The organism is Mesorhizobium sp. STM 4661, assembly GCF_000359125.1.
GTDB lineage: Bacteria > Pseudomonadota > Alphaproteobacteria > Rhizobiales > Rhizobiaceae > Mesorhizobium.
Map to the genome: position 1 here is coordinate 54,089 of NZ_CAAF010000030.1, position 17,355 is coordinate 71,443.

Consider the following 17,355-nt stretch of genomic DNA (forward strand, 5'->3'; position numbering starts at 1 on the left):
GCTCGTCAGTTGTTGTTGAGCACGCCACCAACCGCCACGCCGGTGCCGAAAATCAGCGCCTTGGTCAGGAAGTCGTTGTTGTCTCGCGGCGGAGGGGCATCCCGCCGAACCACCTCGCGGTAGCGCTTTTTCTGCACGACCTGCTGTTGTTTGCGGGGCTTCTGTGCCACTGGCTTTTGTGTCCGAGCCTTCTGTGCCACCGGCTTTTGTGTGCGGGCCTTCTGCACCTGTTTTTTCGGCTGTGTTGCTCGAGCCTGATCGGCGGCATATCTGGCGCGCACCGACTCCATCATGGGATCCGTCTGGATCACCAGGAACGCCAGTTGCTCGCGTGTCAAGAAATTGGTCTGCGGCAGCCCATTCTTCGCCTGCCAGATGCCGATCGCGTGGCGGGTCTTCAGACCGATGGTTCCGTCGATACGGCCGAGTTCATTGCCCAGGGCTTCGATGCGCAACTGCAGATCGATGCGGCCCTCGCGATCGAGACCGATCGCAATTTCTGTCAACTCGGTACCCGGAGTCTGCTTCGCCTCGTCGGAAACGCCAACCGAGGTGCGAACGGCTGAGCCGGAATTGGCATTCGCCTCGTCCTCATCCACCGCCGCGACCTGCCGGTTTTCGGCTTTCGGTTCCTTCAACTGGTCGATGTTCAGCCGTGCCACCGTAGCGAAGCGGCCGCTTGGAAACTGGTCGAGATAGGCTTTGTAGAAAGGAACGGAATTGCGCTTCGAAGCTTCATCCCACAGACGCTGCTCGACCTCCCAGGAAGGAGGCTCGCTGGTTACGGGGGCAGGGGTCGGTGTCGCTGCGGCGCCGGAGGCGTCGGCGACGGGTTTTACGGCAGGCGCCGCTTCCGCAACGGATTGTCCAAGGAAGACCTCGCGCCCCAGCGATGCGTTGTGCCAAGGCCTCTGGCGACCTTTTGTAGTTTTGGTCACTTCGCCGCGCACACGCGTCAGCGCGGTCTGGATTTCAACGCCAGGTTCAGTCAGGTACCTGGCGAGCGCCGCAGTGTAAGGACTGTTGACGCCGTTGCCGTCGAAAGCGATGGCGCCTGGATCCGTTGCATAGGCAATCAGAATGCCGCCGGTTCCAACGCCGTCCGATTTTGCTTCGACCGGCGCCAGACCGGAGCCCAACGACGTGGAGCGGCCCTTCGGCATCGAGGCGGCCAGCATCCTTGCCAGCGGATTGTCGCGGCAGGCATCGAGGATGATCACGCCAACCGCCGGGTCGGGCGGTAGTGCTGCCATGAAGTCGTCGATCTGAATGGTGCGGGTCTTGAGATAAGCGGGCGATGTCAACTCGGCGTCGACCGGAAACAGGAAATTCTTGCCGTCGACCTGCATACCGTGGCCGGCATAAAAAATGACGGCGAGGTCGGCGTCGTAGGATTGCTCGGTAAACCGACTGATGAGGCTGTGCATGCCTGCATTGTCTTGATCGACCCCCTCGATCACCTGGAAGCCGGCATTGCGCAGGGTGGATGCGATGAGGCGCGCATCGTTGGCGGGATTGGGCAAGGCAACGGCATGGACATATTTGCTGTTGCCGATGACCAGTGCCACGCGTTTGGCATCGGGCGCGGCGGCTTCGGCGCCAAGCGAGGCGATGACAAACAGGATAAACCCGCTCAGAAAGACAGCAAATGCTTTCATGGACCAGCCCTCCGCCCCACTGGGGCGCACTTTTGATGTCTGCGCATGCCAAATTTCATCAGCGACATAGTCGCTTCTGCCAAAATGGCTCCTGGGCGTATGTGATCTCGACCACAGTTTTGGTTCACAAAGGGCCAGAAAAAAGTTCGCTATAACAACACTTGGCGCAGGAACACCAATGGTCCAACGGCGAAACTCGCACGCCGCGAGAAGCAGGTTCAAAGGGTATTCTGAATCGAGCTTATGAGGGCCGTGATTGCCTGCTTGTACTTTCCGAACTCCGGCGATGTCTGGCGGACTTCCGTCGTCGTCGTTGTCTGCTGGGCCACTTCGGTCGTCGGCGGGCTCAGCTTCCGACCCATTTTCCTTTCGGCCCAGCTCACGACATAGCTGGCGGTCTTGCCGGTGAGAAACGGGTTGGCTTGAATGACGGCCGACCCGAGCACGGCGCTCAATTGCGCCGAACCCGGCGCCGACAACACCTGATGCGCGCCTTCCATTCCCAGGAAATGGCAGAGATAGAGCCGGCCGGCTGTGATCTGGTGGCCACGCGCCCGAAGATACGCTTCGCCTTCGCGCGCCAGATTGCTCACCATCTCGCGCGAGATCGTGGCGTCGTAGCGCAGAGCGAGCAGGTCAGCGGTTGACAATGTCCGCGCAAGTTCGGGGCGGTATGTGTTCATCATCCTGATCCAGGTCTTTGTTATGAACTGACCGGCGCCAGTCGCTGAGGAATTGGGGTTCTTGGCGCGGGCGCTGCCGCCACTTTCGACTTGAACGATACGGTCGGTCAGCGTTTCGACAGCGGAATCGTCCGTGGCGATTGTGGTGACCGTGCCCAGGGGATCGACGGCCTCGCCACTCCGATAAAGTTCGAAGTGCAGGTGCGGCCCCGTCGAAAGGCCGGTGGTGCCGATATAGCCGATGATATCGCCTGCCTTCACCTTCGTGCCGACGCCGTCCTTGATCGCGAACTTCTGCATATGCGCATAGCGCGTCTCGCGCCCGTTTCCGTGCGAAATCTTCACCAGGTTGCCGTAGCCCCCGCCATCGCCCTGAAAGACGACTTCGCCGTCGAAGGCGGCTGCAATCGGCGTACCCATAGGTGCCGCCCAATCCACACCCTTGTGGATCCGAACGGTTCCGAGGATCGGGTGCTTGCGTGGGCCGAAGGTGGACGTCATGACCCCGTTGACCGGCGTGGCCATGCCGTTGGTGACCGTCAGCGAGCGAACCTGATCGTCACCGCTAACGCATGCAAACTGGCCGTCGCTCTGCTGGAAGACGAAACAGTCGAGGCTCTTTTCGGTACCCTGGATGCCCACATACAACACCCGTCCGGCAGTCTCTCCCTTGCCACGTGGCCTTTGGGAATAGATCAGCACCAGACGCTGGTCTTCGCTGGCGAAGGCATCCAGATCCTGTCCTCTGGAGAGATACATGATCGCTTCTCCGATCACGCCGGTCGGAACTTTGTTGCGTGCCGCCGTCGAATAGATTGCGTCGAGTAGTCGGTATTGCCTCTTGTGCGTGCCTTCCGCTTGTGCGCCGGAGTAGTTGAACAGATCTTCACGGACCCAGGGGTCAACACCAGACACAAACGCACCAGCGGCATTGCGCGTCAGCGTGCCGACAAATACGTTCTTGGCGTAGATCGAAACCTGCATGAGGGACATGGTTGTCGTCTCGCGCGCCGGTCTGAAACCGCGCATGGCGACGACATAACCGGGCTCAAGGCTTTCGCGACTGAAAAGCACCTTCAGGGCTTCGCCTGCCAGCTTGGCATCCTCGGCGGAGAAATGCGCATCCAGGGCAACGCTGTCCAAACTGCGGTCGTTGAGAATCTTTACGAAAATGTCTTCGGTAGCCGCGAATCGTTGGTATTCACTCGTGACAGTTGCAACGCTTGTGTTGTTTTCGATCTGGGTCTTCTGGAATGCGGGAAGGGCTGCCTCGCCTGCGGCGATTGTTTCGCCCCAGCCTGCTTGGGGATCATCGGCGTCCGCCTGCGGGCCAGAAGCAACCGGAGCCTCGCCTGGGACGGGTGGCTGAAGATCGTCTTGCAGATCGCTGGCTGGCGCCGCCGCGGTCTGTCGCTGTGCCTGGAAGAATGCGAAATCTTCTTGCGTGGACGGTATCGTCGTCATGAATTTTTCGCTGGCGCTAAGCATCACGTCAGACAGAATCTCGATCTGGGGAGAAACTCCGGCCTGATCGAGTTCTGCCGGGCGCGGGATCACTTTACCTTTCGTTGCGGCGCCGGCGTCGGGCGCAAGGGTGATCCACATAGGATCCCCTGCGAGGTCGATGATGGCAGGCACATAGACCGATGCATCGGCCGGCACGTCGTCCGTTCCTTCGACCGCCTGCAACTCCTCGTCTTCATCGCCGAACGACCAATAGTCCGCGGTGAGGTAAAAGCCGGTGGCGATCGACAACAGGACAATCACGGCAAGACCGGCAAGGAGCCTGCGCCACAGCGTGCGCCTGCGAAGGGCAGCGCGCGCCTGCCTCTTTGCCCGGAAGCTCGTGTCGATACTGTGCGTCACGGATTGCCTGCGGTGAGGAAAAAGGTCCACCGCGCCTGTTCGAGCGTATCGACTTCGAGAAATTTTGCGGCGATGTGGCCGCGCGGCCAGCATTCATCGATGCCGCGTATCGAGAAGCGCCGCCGGTCGATGCACATTTCGGTCGACCCTGTCAGGATCGCGTGACCAAAAACGTCCGTCGCATAGATGTAGATGTAGCGGTTCGTCAGTTCCTCGCGGATGACGTTTACGCATTGATTTGCGCCGATGGTCCACCAGCCGTCGGTCTGGTCCGCATTGTCGACCTTCTGGCCAACGGCGAGATTGACCACGTCGAGTGTCTGATTGCAGACGGTGAATTCGGCACGCGCTTCGCTGGTCGAGAGGAGAGCCAGCAGCGTCGCGCCCGAGATGACCGTAAGTTTGATACGACCTCTCAGGGCAAGCAGGGCTCGAACCAAGTCATGCTGCTTTTTGGGCGGGACAGCGGGCAGGGAGGAAAAACGCGAGCGGCGGAGGTCCATGGGCGTCCATGCTACCCGCCGAGCCGGAAGTACTGTGCAGTCGCGGAGAATTCAGATCCACTGGTCTCGATTTCCTCGAGGATTTTGGGCAGCAGCATCGAGGCTGGTGTTGGTCCGGAGAATGCCGCAGCCTGAATATCCTGTCGACCTGTGATGACCATTATGATCTGCGGCACGGGCTTGCCGGCCGCCTTGTCGGCGGCATCGAGACTGGTCGGGATGTTGAAAGTGGCCTTGTCCGGTTGCACGACGATACGATCGTCGAGGTTGAATGCCATACCCTCGTGGTCGATCAGGAGCACGCTGGAAATGAGGCCGCCTTGCGTCACCAGCGTGCCGCTGATTGGCGAACCGCTCGGCACCGACGTTCGATCGAGAGCAAGCTGCGGCTTGTCGGCAGCTGTCCGGTCCAGAAAGCGCAGAAAGTTGGTGACTTCGCATTGGGCTGGTTCAATGAGGCGGACGCTGATGTCCGGTTCGACATGGAATCTTGCCTGGAAATCGTTCATCATTCGTTCGAATGGTGGGACCTCCGTTCCAAATCCCTCGATCGCGGCAGCCTTGTCGGTCGCCGACGTCAACGCCGCATAGAAACAGTCGCCGCCGCTGAAGTCGCGCACCCAGGAGACCCGTTGCGCCATCGCATCGACGGGAGGGGCCGGCGGAGCTTCCGGTCTGGGCACATTCAAGGCGACGGCGTCGTTGTCCGGTGGTTTGCCTGCCGGTGGCTGCGGCGCAGGCTCCACCTTTGCTGCCTGCTCCGGGGCCTTGCTTCCGGCGTCGAGCTTGACCTTCTCCTCCGACTCGATCCGCATCGCCTGCTCCGCCTTCTGACGCTCGTCCTCTTCGGCTTGTGTCTTCGCCGCCTCTTCGGCGGCCTGTCGCTCCGCCTTGGCCTTGGCTTCGGCATCAGCCTTGGCTTCAGCATCAGCCTTAGCTTCCTCTGCAGCCTGTTGCTCGGGCTTCTGCCTCTCCACGACATCGGGCTGGACCGCTGGCGGCGGCGGGGCTTTCTCGGCTGGTGACACAGGCGCGACCTCGGCGGTCGGCGGAACCGCCTGCTGGCTGTCGCTGGTCACCGCATCCGGCTGAATTGCCGGTGGGGCTTCTTCGGGTGGCGTTTGCGCCTTGGCTGCAGACGGTTTCGAGATTTCCTCGGTCGGCGGGGGGACTTTGGCCGGCTGTGTCGGCTCCGGCTCCTGACCGGCCGCGGCATCGGCCTGATTTTCAACGGGCGCTGTGACCCCTGTTTGTGACTGCTGAGGCGAAGCTGCCTTTGCCGGTTCATCGCCTGGAGGCTTCGCAGCCCTGTCCGTTCTGGCCGGCTTTGATGCTCCTGGTGCCAAAAGCGATGTATCGCCGGCGACCGGCGTGGAAGGCGTCATCAAGCCGCTCAGATAGACGCCTGCGCCGGACACCGCAGCCAGCGCCGCCAAGGCAGCGATCGCGATGGTTCGGGTCTTTGCAGACTTCCCGGTGGCATCAGGCGTGACCGCGCGCGAAGGAGGGGCGACCGCCGAAGACCGCGGTTCGGACAGATGCGCCGGCCGGACATGCGGGACGAAGCGCTGCTCCCCCGGTTTCGCTGCAATTGGCAAGCCGTGCCCCAGGGCTTTGGAGCCGGGCGCGACGGTCCCCCCGGTGCGCGGCAGACCGCTCCGGTCGCGGGGTGTGATGGACGGTGGAGGCGTTGTCTCCTCGCTGTCATCACGCGTCAGCCTGGCGATGTCCGCCATGCTGACCGGCCGATCCCGCGGGTCCGGTTGCAGCATGGCTTCGACAATGTCGCGAAAATCGGCATCGATGTCGGACAGGTCCGGCACGGTTCGGCGCTTCTCCACGATCTCGAACTGGGAGCCGCCCATGTCGATCGGTTTTCCGCGTAGTGCGGCGGCCAGCACCAATCCCAGGCTGTAGATGTCGGACTGCTCGCTGACGTCGCCGCCATACAGCCCGAGCTGTTCGGGAGAAACGTAGTTGTACTTTCCCGCGAACTTTCCGCCGATCAGGGTCTCCCCGCCGACGGTTGCCGATCGCGCGATGCCGAAGTCGATGATCTTTGCGCGGTCGACCCGGCCTCCTGGCAGGATGATGTTATCCGGGGAGAGGTCGCGGTGTATTGCTCCCGCCTGGTGCACGGCGCTCAAACCGGATGCGAGGCGGTGGCAGAGCTTGCGCACGTCTTCCGTCTGCATCGCGCCACGTCGCATGACGTCGAACAGCGATTCACCGTCGACGAATTCCATGGCAAGGTAGGGCCGGCCGATCCCGGGATCGATCGTGAAGACGTGATATCTGACGACCGCGTCGTGCGACAGGTGATTGAGGATCGAGGCTTCCTTGCGGAACAGGGACAGAATCGTCTGGTCACGGGCGAACTCGGGCAGAACAATCTTGATCGCGACGTGGTCGCCGGTCTGGATGTTGTGGCCACGGTAGACCTCACCCATGCCACCGAACGCGATCCGCTCGTCAAGTTCGTAGATGCCGCTGAGTTGCGTACCTACGGCGGTGTTGGCCAGGCCAGGCGATATTCGTGTCTTGTCGTCGGCGCTCATCAGCCTCCAACCTCCGCGGATGGATCAGGACGGGACCCATTGCTCCCGTCTCCGATCTTCACCAGCACAATCGTGACATTGTCTGTTCCGCCGCGGGCCAGCACAGTTTGCAGCAGGTTTTCGCATGCCGCCTGAGGTGTCGCGGACACCGCTGCCGCCTCGATCTCGGCGTCGGTGACGTGCGCCGTCAGCCCATCGGTGCTCAACACGAAAATGTCCCCCGGCATGATTTCGCCTTGCTGGAAATCGATGACGATCTCGTCGCTGACCCCAACCGCATGCGTGATGACATTGCGGCGCGGCCAGGTGAGCGCTTCGGCCGCGCTGATCATGCCCCTGTCGAGAAGTTCCTGAACTTCGGTATGGTCCCTCGAAATCTGCGAGATCGAGGCGTTGCGGATCAGGTAGACCCGGCTGTCGCCCGCCCACAGGCAGGCAAACCGTCCATTCATCGCCAGCAGGGCGGCGACGGTTGAGCCTATGGTTATGCCGCGAGACTCCGATATCCCGCGGATCTCGGCATTGGCCCGGCTCAGCCGGTCCTCGAAGCGCGCGCGAAGATCCGGTGCGGAACTTGCTATGCCGATCGTTGCCAGATGATCGACGATGCTGGCCGAAGCGACTTCTCCGGCATCATGTCCGCCCATTCCATCGGCCACCACCCACAGGCCGGTTTCCGGCTCGACCAGATAGCTGTCTTCATTGAGCTCGCGGACACAGCCTCTGTGGCTAACGCCGAAGCTTTCAAAGGGAAGGGCGACATTGTTCAATTTGCCACCAAGCGCTTCGCAAGCGTCCTCTGCGGCGCATTTTTCCAGCGCTCGCCCGCGCCAGTTTGCCACAGGCGCAGATATTAAAGTATCGAAATCAACGTCCGAGCGTCTGTTGCCCATGGACAGCGCCACCATGCTGGAAAGCTCGAAGGCCATCTCAAAAAGCCTTTGGACAGCTGAATCCGGAAAGCGCGGGAAGGAGGAGGGGGTTGGGGTCCGAACCGGTCTGGATCGTATAGGCGACATCGCGTCCGCCGATCACGAAGCGGGCTTCAGTGTTGCCGCCGGTGCTGGTGATGGCCGCCTTGTCCAGCAGTCGCTTCAGTGCCCACGGACCGTCGAACTTGATGGCGGACTCACGGCCTGGCATTTCCGGCATGAGGCTCAGGCTGGCGGACGAGGAAGCCGTGCCGCTCGGCCAGGTCACCGTGCTTGGCGCGTTGCCTGCCTGGTTGCTTTGGACGATCTGGCCATCGACGTCGAGTATTGCCGCATCGGCATCGCCATGCAGTGAAGACGGCGTAAAGGTGACGCTCACCGACGGCACAGAACCGCCCGAGGGAAAGAAGACGTTGCGGATTTCCGCAGCCAGCTGGAAGCCTTTCAAGGTCGACTTCGAGAGGTCGCGCCCGAAGCGCGCATCCTGTTTCCAACTCCAGTCCTGGCTGGTCATGTCGATCAGCGGTGCGAGATTTTGTGCGAAGAAGCGGTCCAGCAGCCCGCCTGGAGCGAACAGTTTCGAGAAATCCGCCATTGCAATGTCCTCGGTGCTGTTGCCAGCGAAAGGATAGTGACCGTTGACGGCCTCTTCGCAGGCGCGCGTCACCGTCTGGTCGAGCATCTGGTTCAGATTCGCCACCGAGGTTTCGGCGACGTTGCCCTCAAACTCGTCGGCCGTCGCGTTGACCATCCGCGCGAGTTGCTTGGGCAGACGCGAGACATTGGCGCGAAGGGTGGATATCTGCAGTTGTAGATTCATGTTGACGCGTTCCGTCTGCGAGGGAACGTCGGCCGCCAGTTGCAGGCTCTGGTAGATGTCACGGAAATTCTGGGTCAATGCATCGATGGGGCGGCGTCCGGCAGGACCGTTCACCAGCGTCTGGAATGACCTGAACTGCGCTTCGATGTTTGCCCCGGGATGCTGGTTCTGTGTGCTCGGGGACCCTGCGCCGGCGCGGCTTTGCGATTTGCCCGTGGCAATCTGTATGCCGATGCGGGCCAAACCCTTGGCGATGTCCGCAGCCTTCCGCGGCTGGTTCTGAACGGCGCTGGATTCTAGTTCGGAGGCTCTGTTGAGCCCGACTTCCCGCGTCAGGGCTGTCTCGTCGGCTATCGCCGTAAAAAGCTGGTCGATCGGCGAGGTTGGTGATGCGGCAGCGGAAAGCGCGATATAGTGCGGTTTGTCTTTCAGCATCGCTTTGAACCTCAGTTCATCGAGGACGGCGTTCCACGCCGCGGCGAACTCCTTCCCGTAGCGATCGAGAAGTTCTGGACCGAGCTTGAGCAGTTCCTGATCGATGCCGCCTTGCTCGCCGCCACCGCCGAGAACCCATTGGTCGTCGACCAGCATCTGCGCAACGCGCGAGAGTTGCCCGAGGTAGAAGTCGTTGAAGCCGGCATAGGTGTAGATACCGGGAACACGAACATCAGACAGATCGCTGCCGTCGGTGCGCTCGAACAGCAACTGCGCTTCCGGGCCACCTTTCGCGGTAACAGAAAAATCGTCCAGCGCCGCCGCGTATGCAGCCGACTTGATCAATGCGGAGGCGCGATCGGCCAGGCTCATGCGCCCGAGCGAGCGCTGGGCGGATTCGACAAGCGGTCGGTTAAGTTCGAAAATCGGATCATAGGCGTCGTCCAATGCAAGCATGGCGCGCAGATGCTTATCGAGCTGCGCCCGTCCCTCGCGGTTGTTTTCGCCCGGATACCGGTTCTGCTCCCAATCCTGTCTCATCCAGGAAACGATCAACGCGTCGTCGACCTTCGGCGCCTTGCCGCCAAGCATCAGATAGATTTTCAACGGTTCATAGAGCGCGGCGGGGTCAGCCATCTTGGCCTGGATCGTCCGCTCGGCCTGGATCAACAGGCGCGCGCGGAATGTGCGCTCCAGTGCTTGCCGGTAAGCCGTTTTGGATGCCGAAAGAAGTCTTTCCCGCTGGCTGAGGCCGAACGTCTCCTCGACCGGTGTCGGCAAGTCACCGGTTTCGAACCCTGCCGGCAGATTGCGCAACTGGTCGAGCGGGTCAATGACGTTTTCGAGATCGACATCGGTGACCGTCGTGCTTTTGAGCAGCGGGTCCGCTGTCTCGCGATACTGGTTCATCGCCTGCGTGGTAGCGGCGATCAGTGACCTGTTGGCTGTAAAGCTCATGGCCAAGGCGCCCAGGGCCACCGCAGCGATCAATGCGATTATGCCAACGCCGCCATATCTGGCGACCGCCGCACGCCTTTCAGCCGATTTGTCGTATGAAACCCACCCGGCCTCCGCAAAAATGACGCGAGTGAGAAGATCGTGCAAAAAGAAGCTTTTGCCGGTGCCGGACAGATGGGCCCTGGAACTGCTGCCGAAACTGCGGCCGATTGCGCCCAGCACCTGGTCGATCGGTGTTCCTTCTTGCGTGCCTGACGAAAAATAAAGGCCACGCAGGCTGACATTCACCTGGCTGCGGGCCGGATCGAACAGGCTGGCGACGAAAGTGGTGATCCGTCCCTTCAGCGCGCCAAATTGCGCCGGAAAGCCAAAGATGGTTATGCGCGCGACCGGATCAGCCTCCTCCTGCAGCCGGTCGGGTATCTCCTCCGCCAGCCGTTTTGCCAGCGCCTCGAACTCGGCCGGAGCCTCGCCGACCATGTTCTTATTGCGATCCGTGGTCTGGAATGTCGCGCCCCACACCTTGCGTCTGCGCTGCTCGTCGAACCCGCCGAAATAGTCCATGAACCCGGAAACAAGGTCGGCCTTGGTGAAAAGCAGGTAGACCGGGAACTGGATTTTCAGCGTCTCGTGGATTTCCCGCAGGCGACTGCGTATTTCGACGATATGGGCGTCCAACTGCTGATCATCGAGGCTGATGAAGTCGGCAAGACTGATGGCCAGGATAACGCCGTTTATCGGTTGCCTGGCGCGGTATCCCTTGAGCAGCGCCAAAAAGGCAAGCCAACTCTTCTTGTCGCTCTCGGCGTGCGAATCCTGCGTTGTGTAGCGTCCGGCGGTGTCGATCAGCACCGCCTCGTCGGTGAACCACCAGTCGCAGGACCGTGTGCCGCCGATACCGGCCACCGGCTGGGCGTCACCCGACCCGGCAAGCGGAAATTTCAGGCCCGAATTGACCAACGCCGTCGTCTTGCCTGCGCCGGGCGGGCCGATGATGATGTACCAGGGGATCTCATAGAGGAAGTTGCGCTTGCCGCTCGACCGCTTCAGCGTCGCAATGGCCTCGTTCATGCGGGCCTCGAGCACCTGCGAGTCGCCATCCCTGTCGTCGTTGTGGACGATTGCCGCCTCGAGCGCCTTCTGCGCCTTTCGCATTTGCCAGAAACGGAAGCCGTAGAAGAGCGCCGCGATCGCCAGGATGACGCCTATTATCGTGGCACGCAGCCAGACGGGGCCGAGCGGGCGGGTGTCGGCAAAACGGATCAATGGCCCGGCAAACCAGATGGCTGCCGCGAAACCGGCCAGCGCGATCGCGCTGAATATCCGCAGCAGCCAACGCGTCATGGGCGCTTCCAGCCGGCCGTGCTCACAACGTCTCCTCCTTGGGGATCATCACGTCGACACGGCGATTCTGGGCGCGGCCTTCCGGCGTCGCATTGTCGGCGATCGGCTCGTCCTCGCCCTTGCCCTCGACCGTGACCCGCGAAGGCTTGCTGAACCGCGGCGCCATCATTGCTTCGACGGCCTTTGCCCGGGCAACGGAAAGGTCGAAGTTGGATTTGAACGCGCTCGATTTTCGCGGCTTCACATTGTCCGTATGGCCGACGATCCTGATCGGTCCGGGCTCGGGTTCCAGCGCGGCGGCGATGTCCGCGGCTATCGGCCCAAACTCCGGCTTTATCTCGGCCCTGCCGGACTGGAACAACAGGAGATTGTTGATTTCCACGACGATGAACATGCCCTGTGTGCCCACGGTCAGTCCGCCGCGCGCGATATCCTTGGCCAGTGCGGAGCGGATGCGATCGATCTGGGTGGCGGTGGCGGCGACAGGCGGGACGACTTTCGCCGGCCCGGCCAACGGCGCCACGCTGGCGCGTTCAATGGTGATCGGTGTCGATGGATTGAGGGCCAGCAATTCGCCGGCTACGGCATCGCCCTCGTTGGTGATGAAGACCCGCAACGCGAAGAATGCCGCTGTCAGCAGCGCCGATGCAGCGGCCGCGACGACCCAGAGCGGCAGCCGGGCCGACGACTTCGCCATTGTCGCCGCCATGCCCTGCCAGTGGGGCGAGAGCTCTTCGTCGGCGCGAGCCCTGAAGTAGCGGAGCGTCTCATAGACGTCGCGCCGGACGCGTTCGAGATTGGTGTCCTCGCGCGCCAGGTCTCGATACTGGCCTTCGAACCCCAACGACAGGCAGGCGTGCATCAATTCGAGCAAATCATAGTGTGCCTCCGAGGTGGCCAGCACCTTGTTCAGCGCTTCGAAGAAGCCGGTGCCGGTGGGTTCGACGTGGAAGAACCGCGACAGCATGCTGTGCTGCGCCCCGTCATCACTCTTGGGCCAAGGCAGATTGCCGATCAGATCGTCGGCGGTTTCGCAAAGGGCGAATTTTGCGATCCGGGCATCCTCTTCGGGTACGCCTGACTTCTCCATTGTCCGGTCGAACTTTTCAATCGTATCGGCGACATGTTCCGCCAGTGGCTCCGCCTGTCTTTCGATAGACATAAGCCTGAGCTGGCCGAACAGCATCAGCAAGGGCGCGGCCGCGGCGAGGATCGGGTTTGCAGCGGAATATCTGACGCCGTCCGCGGCATCGAGCAGGACATCCTGCTGCATGGCTGGCGTCGCCGCGGAAGAACCGGTTGCCACCGCGGCGTTGGAAGATGCGCCTTGATAGATCACAGTTCCGGATGTCCAGCCCGGGGGCGTATGCCGGCCGACACCCGGATCGAAGATTGTTGAATCCTTGACCGGCGGGGGACCGCGCTGCCCGCTGCCAGGAACGGGCCCCTGAGCAGCTGGCGCCGATTTTTGCTCGCGCCGTGGATTTGCGCGAATTACGGTCTTGCCCGCCGGGCCGAAAGGATTGTCCTTCGAGCTCATTGCGGATATTCCATCCAGCCGCGATGCCCGCGTTTGCGCCAGATGGGCGCAAAACGGTTCCTGGTCATGTGCAGGAAATGCAGGCGCTGCTGACGAGGGCAGTGTCTGGAAGAAGGTCGGCTACAAAACACTATCCCGCCGTAACATGACATTTGCCGCAGACCCCTAGGTCAATCAGCCTTACCCGCTGGCGAACTGTCGTATGTGATCGTAATCTCAGAAGCTGTCGATTGGAACCTAAAGCAGTGCTGCGAAAGGATTTTTCTTCGCCACCTACAGCGCCGCGCGTCCTTGGACTCGCAAAGGACGCTCCAATACTTTCCAGTCGCGGCCTAATCCGTTTCGCAACCGAAGGTTAATGCAGCAAACGATCCGATTTCCGGGGCATGCGCCTGATTCAGTCTTCCCAGCCTATTTTTGCTTGTCGGCCTTGGCATAGGCTTCGCTGAAATAGGCCAGGAATATGTCCAGCATGCCGTTTTCGTGGGCTTCCTCCATGGTTCGCCATTTCGCGACAAAGGCGTCCCAGGCCAGACCTTTCTTCGAGCTGAACGAGGTAGGCGGAAGCTTTTTGCCGATCGCCTCGGGCGACAAATCGTCAAGCAGCCGGGAGAGAGCAGCTTGCATGGCTGCATAGGTGGCAAATTCGTGCGTCTTGAGATCGCGAAATGCGTCTTCGATGCTGCGCCTGGCATCAAGATAGCCGGCTCTGCGCCGCGCGAACATGATCTCAAGGATGTCGTCGGTTCCCGGGACGAACTTTAGGGGATTGTTATCCTCGGCACTTATCATCGTCCGGTGTGTGCTCTTGGCCAGTACTTTCGCAGCCGCCCGTGCCTTCAGCAGCAAGGCCAGTTCCTCGACCACCGTCCGCAGCACTGTGCCGATTTCGGCAGCAACTTCATGCGGATCACGAGATTGAAGCAATTCCGGGGAGATGCCGGCTCCGATCGCGATTTCCCGCAGCACCTCGTCTCGTGTCGAGGAGAGAGGCGTCGGTTGCGACGAGAACGTCGGCGCTGGCGCCCGCTGCCCCGACCGTTGCTCCGCCGCCGCATTGAAGAAAGGCTCGTTTTCGAAGCTCAGCGGCCGGCCTGTGGCGACCGGCATTTCCCGTTGCGTCGAACCGTGGTTGCTTTGAGGATGGCCTGTCGTCGCGCGCTCGTCGTCAATCGCTACCAAGATGACGTAGCGGCCAATCAGCAGCCGGTCGCCATGACCGAGCCGATGCGGGCCAGCCATGCGCTGGCTCGATCCATTGATGAAAGTTCCATTGCGCGAGATATCGTGCAGCCAGAACGCGCCTGCGTCGTACCTGACCTCGCAGTGCCGGCCGGAAATGAACTTGTCCGGGTCGGACAAGGTCCAGTCACAAGCCTCGCGTCCGATTTCGAAGCTGCGATCACGGGCTGCATAGCCGGTTGAGATGCCAGCGGGCAGGGCGTCGACATTGTTGATCTGCAGCCTGATGAACATCCAAAATCGCCGTCGATCACCGATCGATACGCCACCACTCTAGCAGCTTGGAAGTATAACAGGACAGCAGCGTTTCAAGCCGGTGAAATCGATGGGTGAGGTTCAGCTGCCGGTCGTTCTTTTTGGTCGGCAGGAAAACCTGTGGTAGGCTCAACATGGCCTGGTGTGGCGTTCCTGAAGGTGATGCCGATCATATAGCAGGAACTTCAAATCCGCTACACTAGCGGCCGCGTCCAGGAGGGGCACGACCCATGCCGAACGAACAACGCGCCACGGTTGTGCAGACACCGGTTGGCGCCGAGTTGTTGACTTTCACCCATCTTGTCGGGCGCGATGAGATCAGTCGTTGTTTGGCCTATACTGTCGGGTTCGTGAGTAGCAGCCCCGATATCGACCCGCTCAAGATGCTGGGCGGTGCTGTCTCGATCGAGGGTGAATCCGATCCGAAACGCTGGTTCAGCGGCCTGATCTCGGAATTTCGGCTGACCCGGATCGAGGACAGGCTGGCATATTACGAAGCGGTCATCAGGCCATGGCTCTGGTTCCTCGGCAACACGACCGACTGCCGCATTTTCCAGAACATGAGCGTCGTCGAAATCGTCGAGGAGGTTTTCTCGAAATACAGCACCGCAAAATTCGAGAAGCGCCTGCAAGGGTCTTATCCGCCGCGCGAATACTGCGTCCAGTATGACGAGACCGATCTCGATTTCGTGCAGCGGCTGCTCGAGCACGAAGGCATTCTGTATTTTTTCGAGCATGACGATGGCAAGCACACGCTTGTGCTCGCCGATGCGATGAGCAAGCTCAAGCCGGCGCCGGGCTATGAGAAAGTGCCTTATCACTTTGAAGGGCAGGGCTCGCGGCGCGATGTCGAGTATATAACGGAATGGATTCCGGGCAGTTCGGTGCGGCCGGGCGCCTATGTCCATACCGACTATGATTTCGAGAAGCCTGGCGCCGACCTGATGGCCAAATCCGCCCAGCCGTTCGGCCACAAACTGGCCGCGGGCGAGAATTACCGCCAACCGGGTGCGCATCTCGAGGTGGGCCGGGGCGACAGCCTGGCGGCGATCCGGCGCGAGGAAATCCAGGCTGTGCACCAGCGCATCGCCGCGGTCGGGACCGTGCGCGGCCTGTATTCCGGCTGCACGTTCAAGCTGGATGGCTTCCCGCGCGAAGACCAGAACCAGGAGTATCTGGTGGTCAGCGCCGAATACCGGCTGTTCGATCCGGGTTACAGGGCTCTTGCCGACGTCGGCAGCGAGAACTTCAAGGTGATCCTGGGTGTCGCGCCGACCGCCTTGCCCTATCGTCCGCCACGGATCACGCCCCGGCCGATCATGCGCGGCCCGCAGACGGCGACGGTGGTCGGTCCCTCCGGCGAGGAGATCTTCACCGACAAATATGCCCGGGTGAAGGTGCAGTTCCATTGGGATCGTCTGGGCAAGAAGGACCAGAACAGTTCCTGTTTCGTGCGGGTCTCGCAGACCTGGGCCGGCAGCGGCTGGGGGTTCATCCAGATACCGCGCATCGGCCAGGAGGTCATCATCGATTTCATCGAAGGCGACCCGGATCTGCCGATCATCACCGGCCGGGTCTACAACGCCTCGCAGATGCCGCCCTACGGGCTGCCGGGCAGCGCCACGCAATCCGGCTGGAAGTCCGACTCATCGAAAGGTGGCGGTGGTTACAACGAGCTGATGTTCGAGGACAAGGCCGGCTCCGAACTGGTCAATTTCCAGGCGCAGAAGGATCATAACCTTCTGATCAAGAACGACCGCGCCAAGCTGGTCCAGCACGACCAGTCGGACCGCATCGACCACGACGCCAAGCACTCCGTCGGCCACAACCTCGACGAAGACGTCGGCAACAACAAGACGGTCAAGGTCGGCGTCGACCAGACGACCGACATTGGCTCGAACGATACCGAGACCGTGGGTGTCGATCGTTCGCTGACGGTCGGGTCGAACGAGACGATCAATATTGGGTCAAACTCCACCGAAACGATCGGCATAGCGCATACGCAAACTGTCGGCGCCGTCCAGACGGTGACCGTCGGTACGGCTCGGGTCGATTCAGTCGGCGCATCAGAGACCCGGACCGTGGGTGGCCCGCAGACGAATACAATCGGTGCGACACGGTCGGTGACGGTAGGTGCGGCGCAGAGCCACGACATCGGGGCTGCGGACAGCTGGCAGATTGCTGCCGCGCAGAGCATTCAGATTGGTGCTGATCAGGGGATAAAAATTGGTGGGGCGCATAGCACCGAGATAGGAAAAACACGGACGACCAAGGTCGGCGGCGATCAAACGGGCGAGGTCGGCGGATCCCACCTGTTGAAGGTTGCCAAAAAGAGCCTGACTCAGGTCGCCGACGACATGACGATTGCCGTCGGCAAGAACATGACGATCGAGGTGAAGGACAGTATCACCCTGAAGTGCGGCAGCGCGATGATCACCATGAAGAAGAACGGTGAGATCATGATCAAGGGTAAGGATATTTCTGTCACCGCTTCGGGCAAGATCAATGCGAAAGCGTCGAGCAATATCACCATGAAGGGTGCGAAAATCCTCCAGAACTGAG

The 17,355-nt window shown here is 61.1% G+C and carries 9 protein-coding genes; 1 reads left to right on the forward strand and 8 read right to left on the reverse strand.

The window, feature by feature from the left end; translation table 11 throughout:
* Window positions 1–5: 5 nt before the first annotated feature.
* The 8 genes from MESS4_RS10195 to tagH form a co-directional block, all read right to left on the reverse strand.
* A complete protein-coding gene (locus MESS4_RS10195) occupies window positions 6–1,880 on the reverse strand; it encodes a caspase family protein (protein ID WP_244441105.1) in 1,875 nt (624 codons plus the stop codon).
* Window positions 1,877–4,207, reverse strand: coding sequence for a M23 family metallopeptidase (locus MESS4_RS10200; protein ID WP_006329663.1), 2,331 nt, complete (start codon window positions 4,205–4,207; stop codon window positions 1,877–1,879). The genes MESS4_RS10195 and MESS4_RS10200 overlap by 4 nt, the downstream gene beginning before the upstream one ends.
* Window positions 4,204–4,647, reverse strand: coding sequence for a DUF1036 domain-containing protein (locus MESS4_RS10205; RefSeq protein ID WP_244441106.1), 444 nt, complete (start codon window positions 4,645–4,647; stop codon window positions 4,204–4,206). Before MESS4_RS10205 ends, MESS4_RS10200 begins: the two co-directional genes overlap by 4 nt.
* A gap of 74 nt (window positions 4,648–4,721) precedes the next feature.
* Window positions 4,722–7,268 (reverse strand): serine/threonine-protein kinase, encoded by a 2,547-nt coding sequence (locus tag MESS4_RS10210; RefSeq protein ID WP_006329668.1) that lies wholly within the window; start codon window positions 7,266–7,268, stop codon window positions 4,722–4,724.
* The gene (locus MESS4_RS10215) at window positions 7,268–8,038 is read right to left on the reverse strand and encodes a protein phosphatase 2C domain-containing protein (protein ID WP_036241035.1); all 771 of its coding nucleotides are present in this window, start codon (window positions 8,036–8,038) and stop codon (window positions 7,268–7,270) included. Before MESS4_RS10215 ends, MESS4_RS10210 begins: the two co-directional genes overlap by 1 nt.
* Before the next feature lie 160 nt (window positions 8,039–8,198).
* The gene (gene tssM, locus MESS4_RS10220) at window positions 8,199–11,756 is read right to left on the reverse strand and encodes a type VI secretion system membrane subunit TssM (protein WP_006329670.1); all 3,558 of its coding nucleotides are present in this window, start codon (window positions 11,754–11,756) and stop codon (window positions 8,199–8,201) included.
* Between the two features lie 22 nt (window positions 11,757–11,778).
* A complete protein-coding gene (gene tssL / locus MESS4_RS10225) occupies window positions 11,779–13,029 on the reverse strand; it encodes a type VI secretion system protein TssL, long form (protein WP_244441107.1) in 1,251 nt (416 codons plus the stop codon).
* A gap of 678 nt (window positions 13,030–13,707) precedes the next feature.
* On the reverse strand, window positions 13,708–14,772 hold the full coding sequence (gene tagH / locus MESS4_RS10230; RefSeq protein ID WP_006329672.1) for a type VI secretion system-associated FHA domain protein TagH: 1,065 nt from the start codon (window positions 14,770–14,772) through the stop codon (window positions 13,708–13,710).
* Window positions 14,773–15,023: 251 nt separating this feature from the next.
* Between tagH and tssI the strand changes: the two genes are divergently transcribed.
* Window positions 15,024–17,354: a type VI secretion system tip protein TssI/VgrG gene (gene tssI / locus MESS4_RS10235; protein WP_006329673.1), complete on the forward strand. Its 2,331-nt coding sequence runs from the start codon at window positions 15,024–15,026 to the stop codon at window positions 17,352–17,354.
* The last annotated feature ends 1 nt before the right edge of the window (window position 17,355 follow it).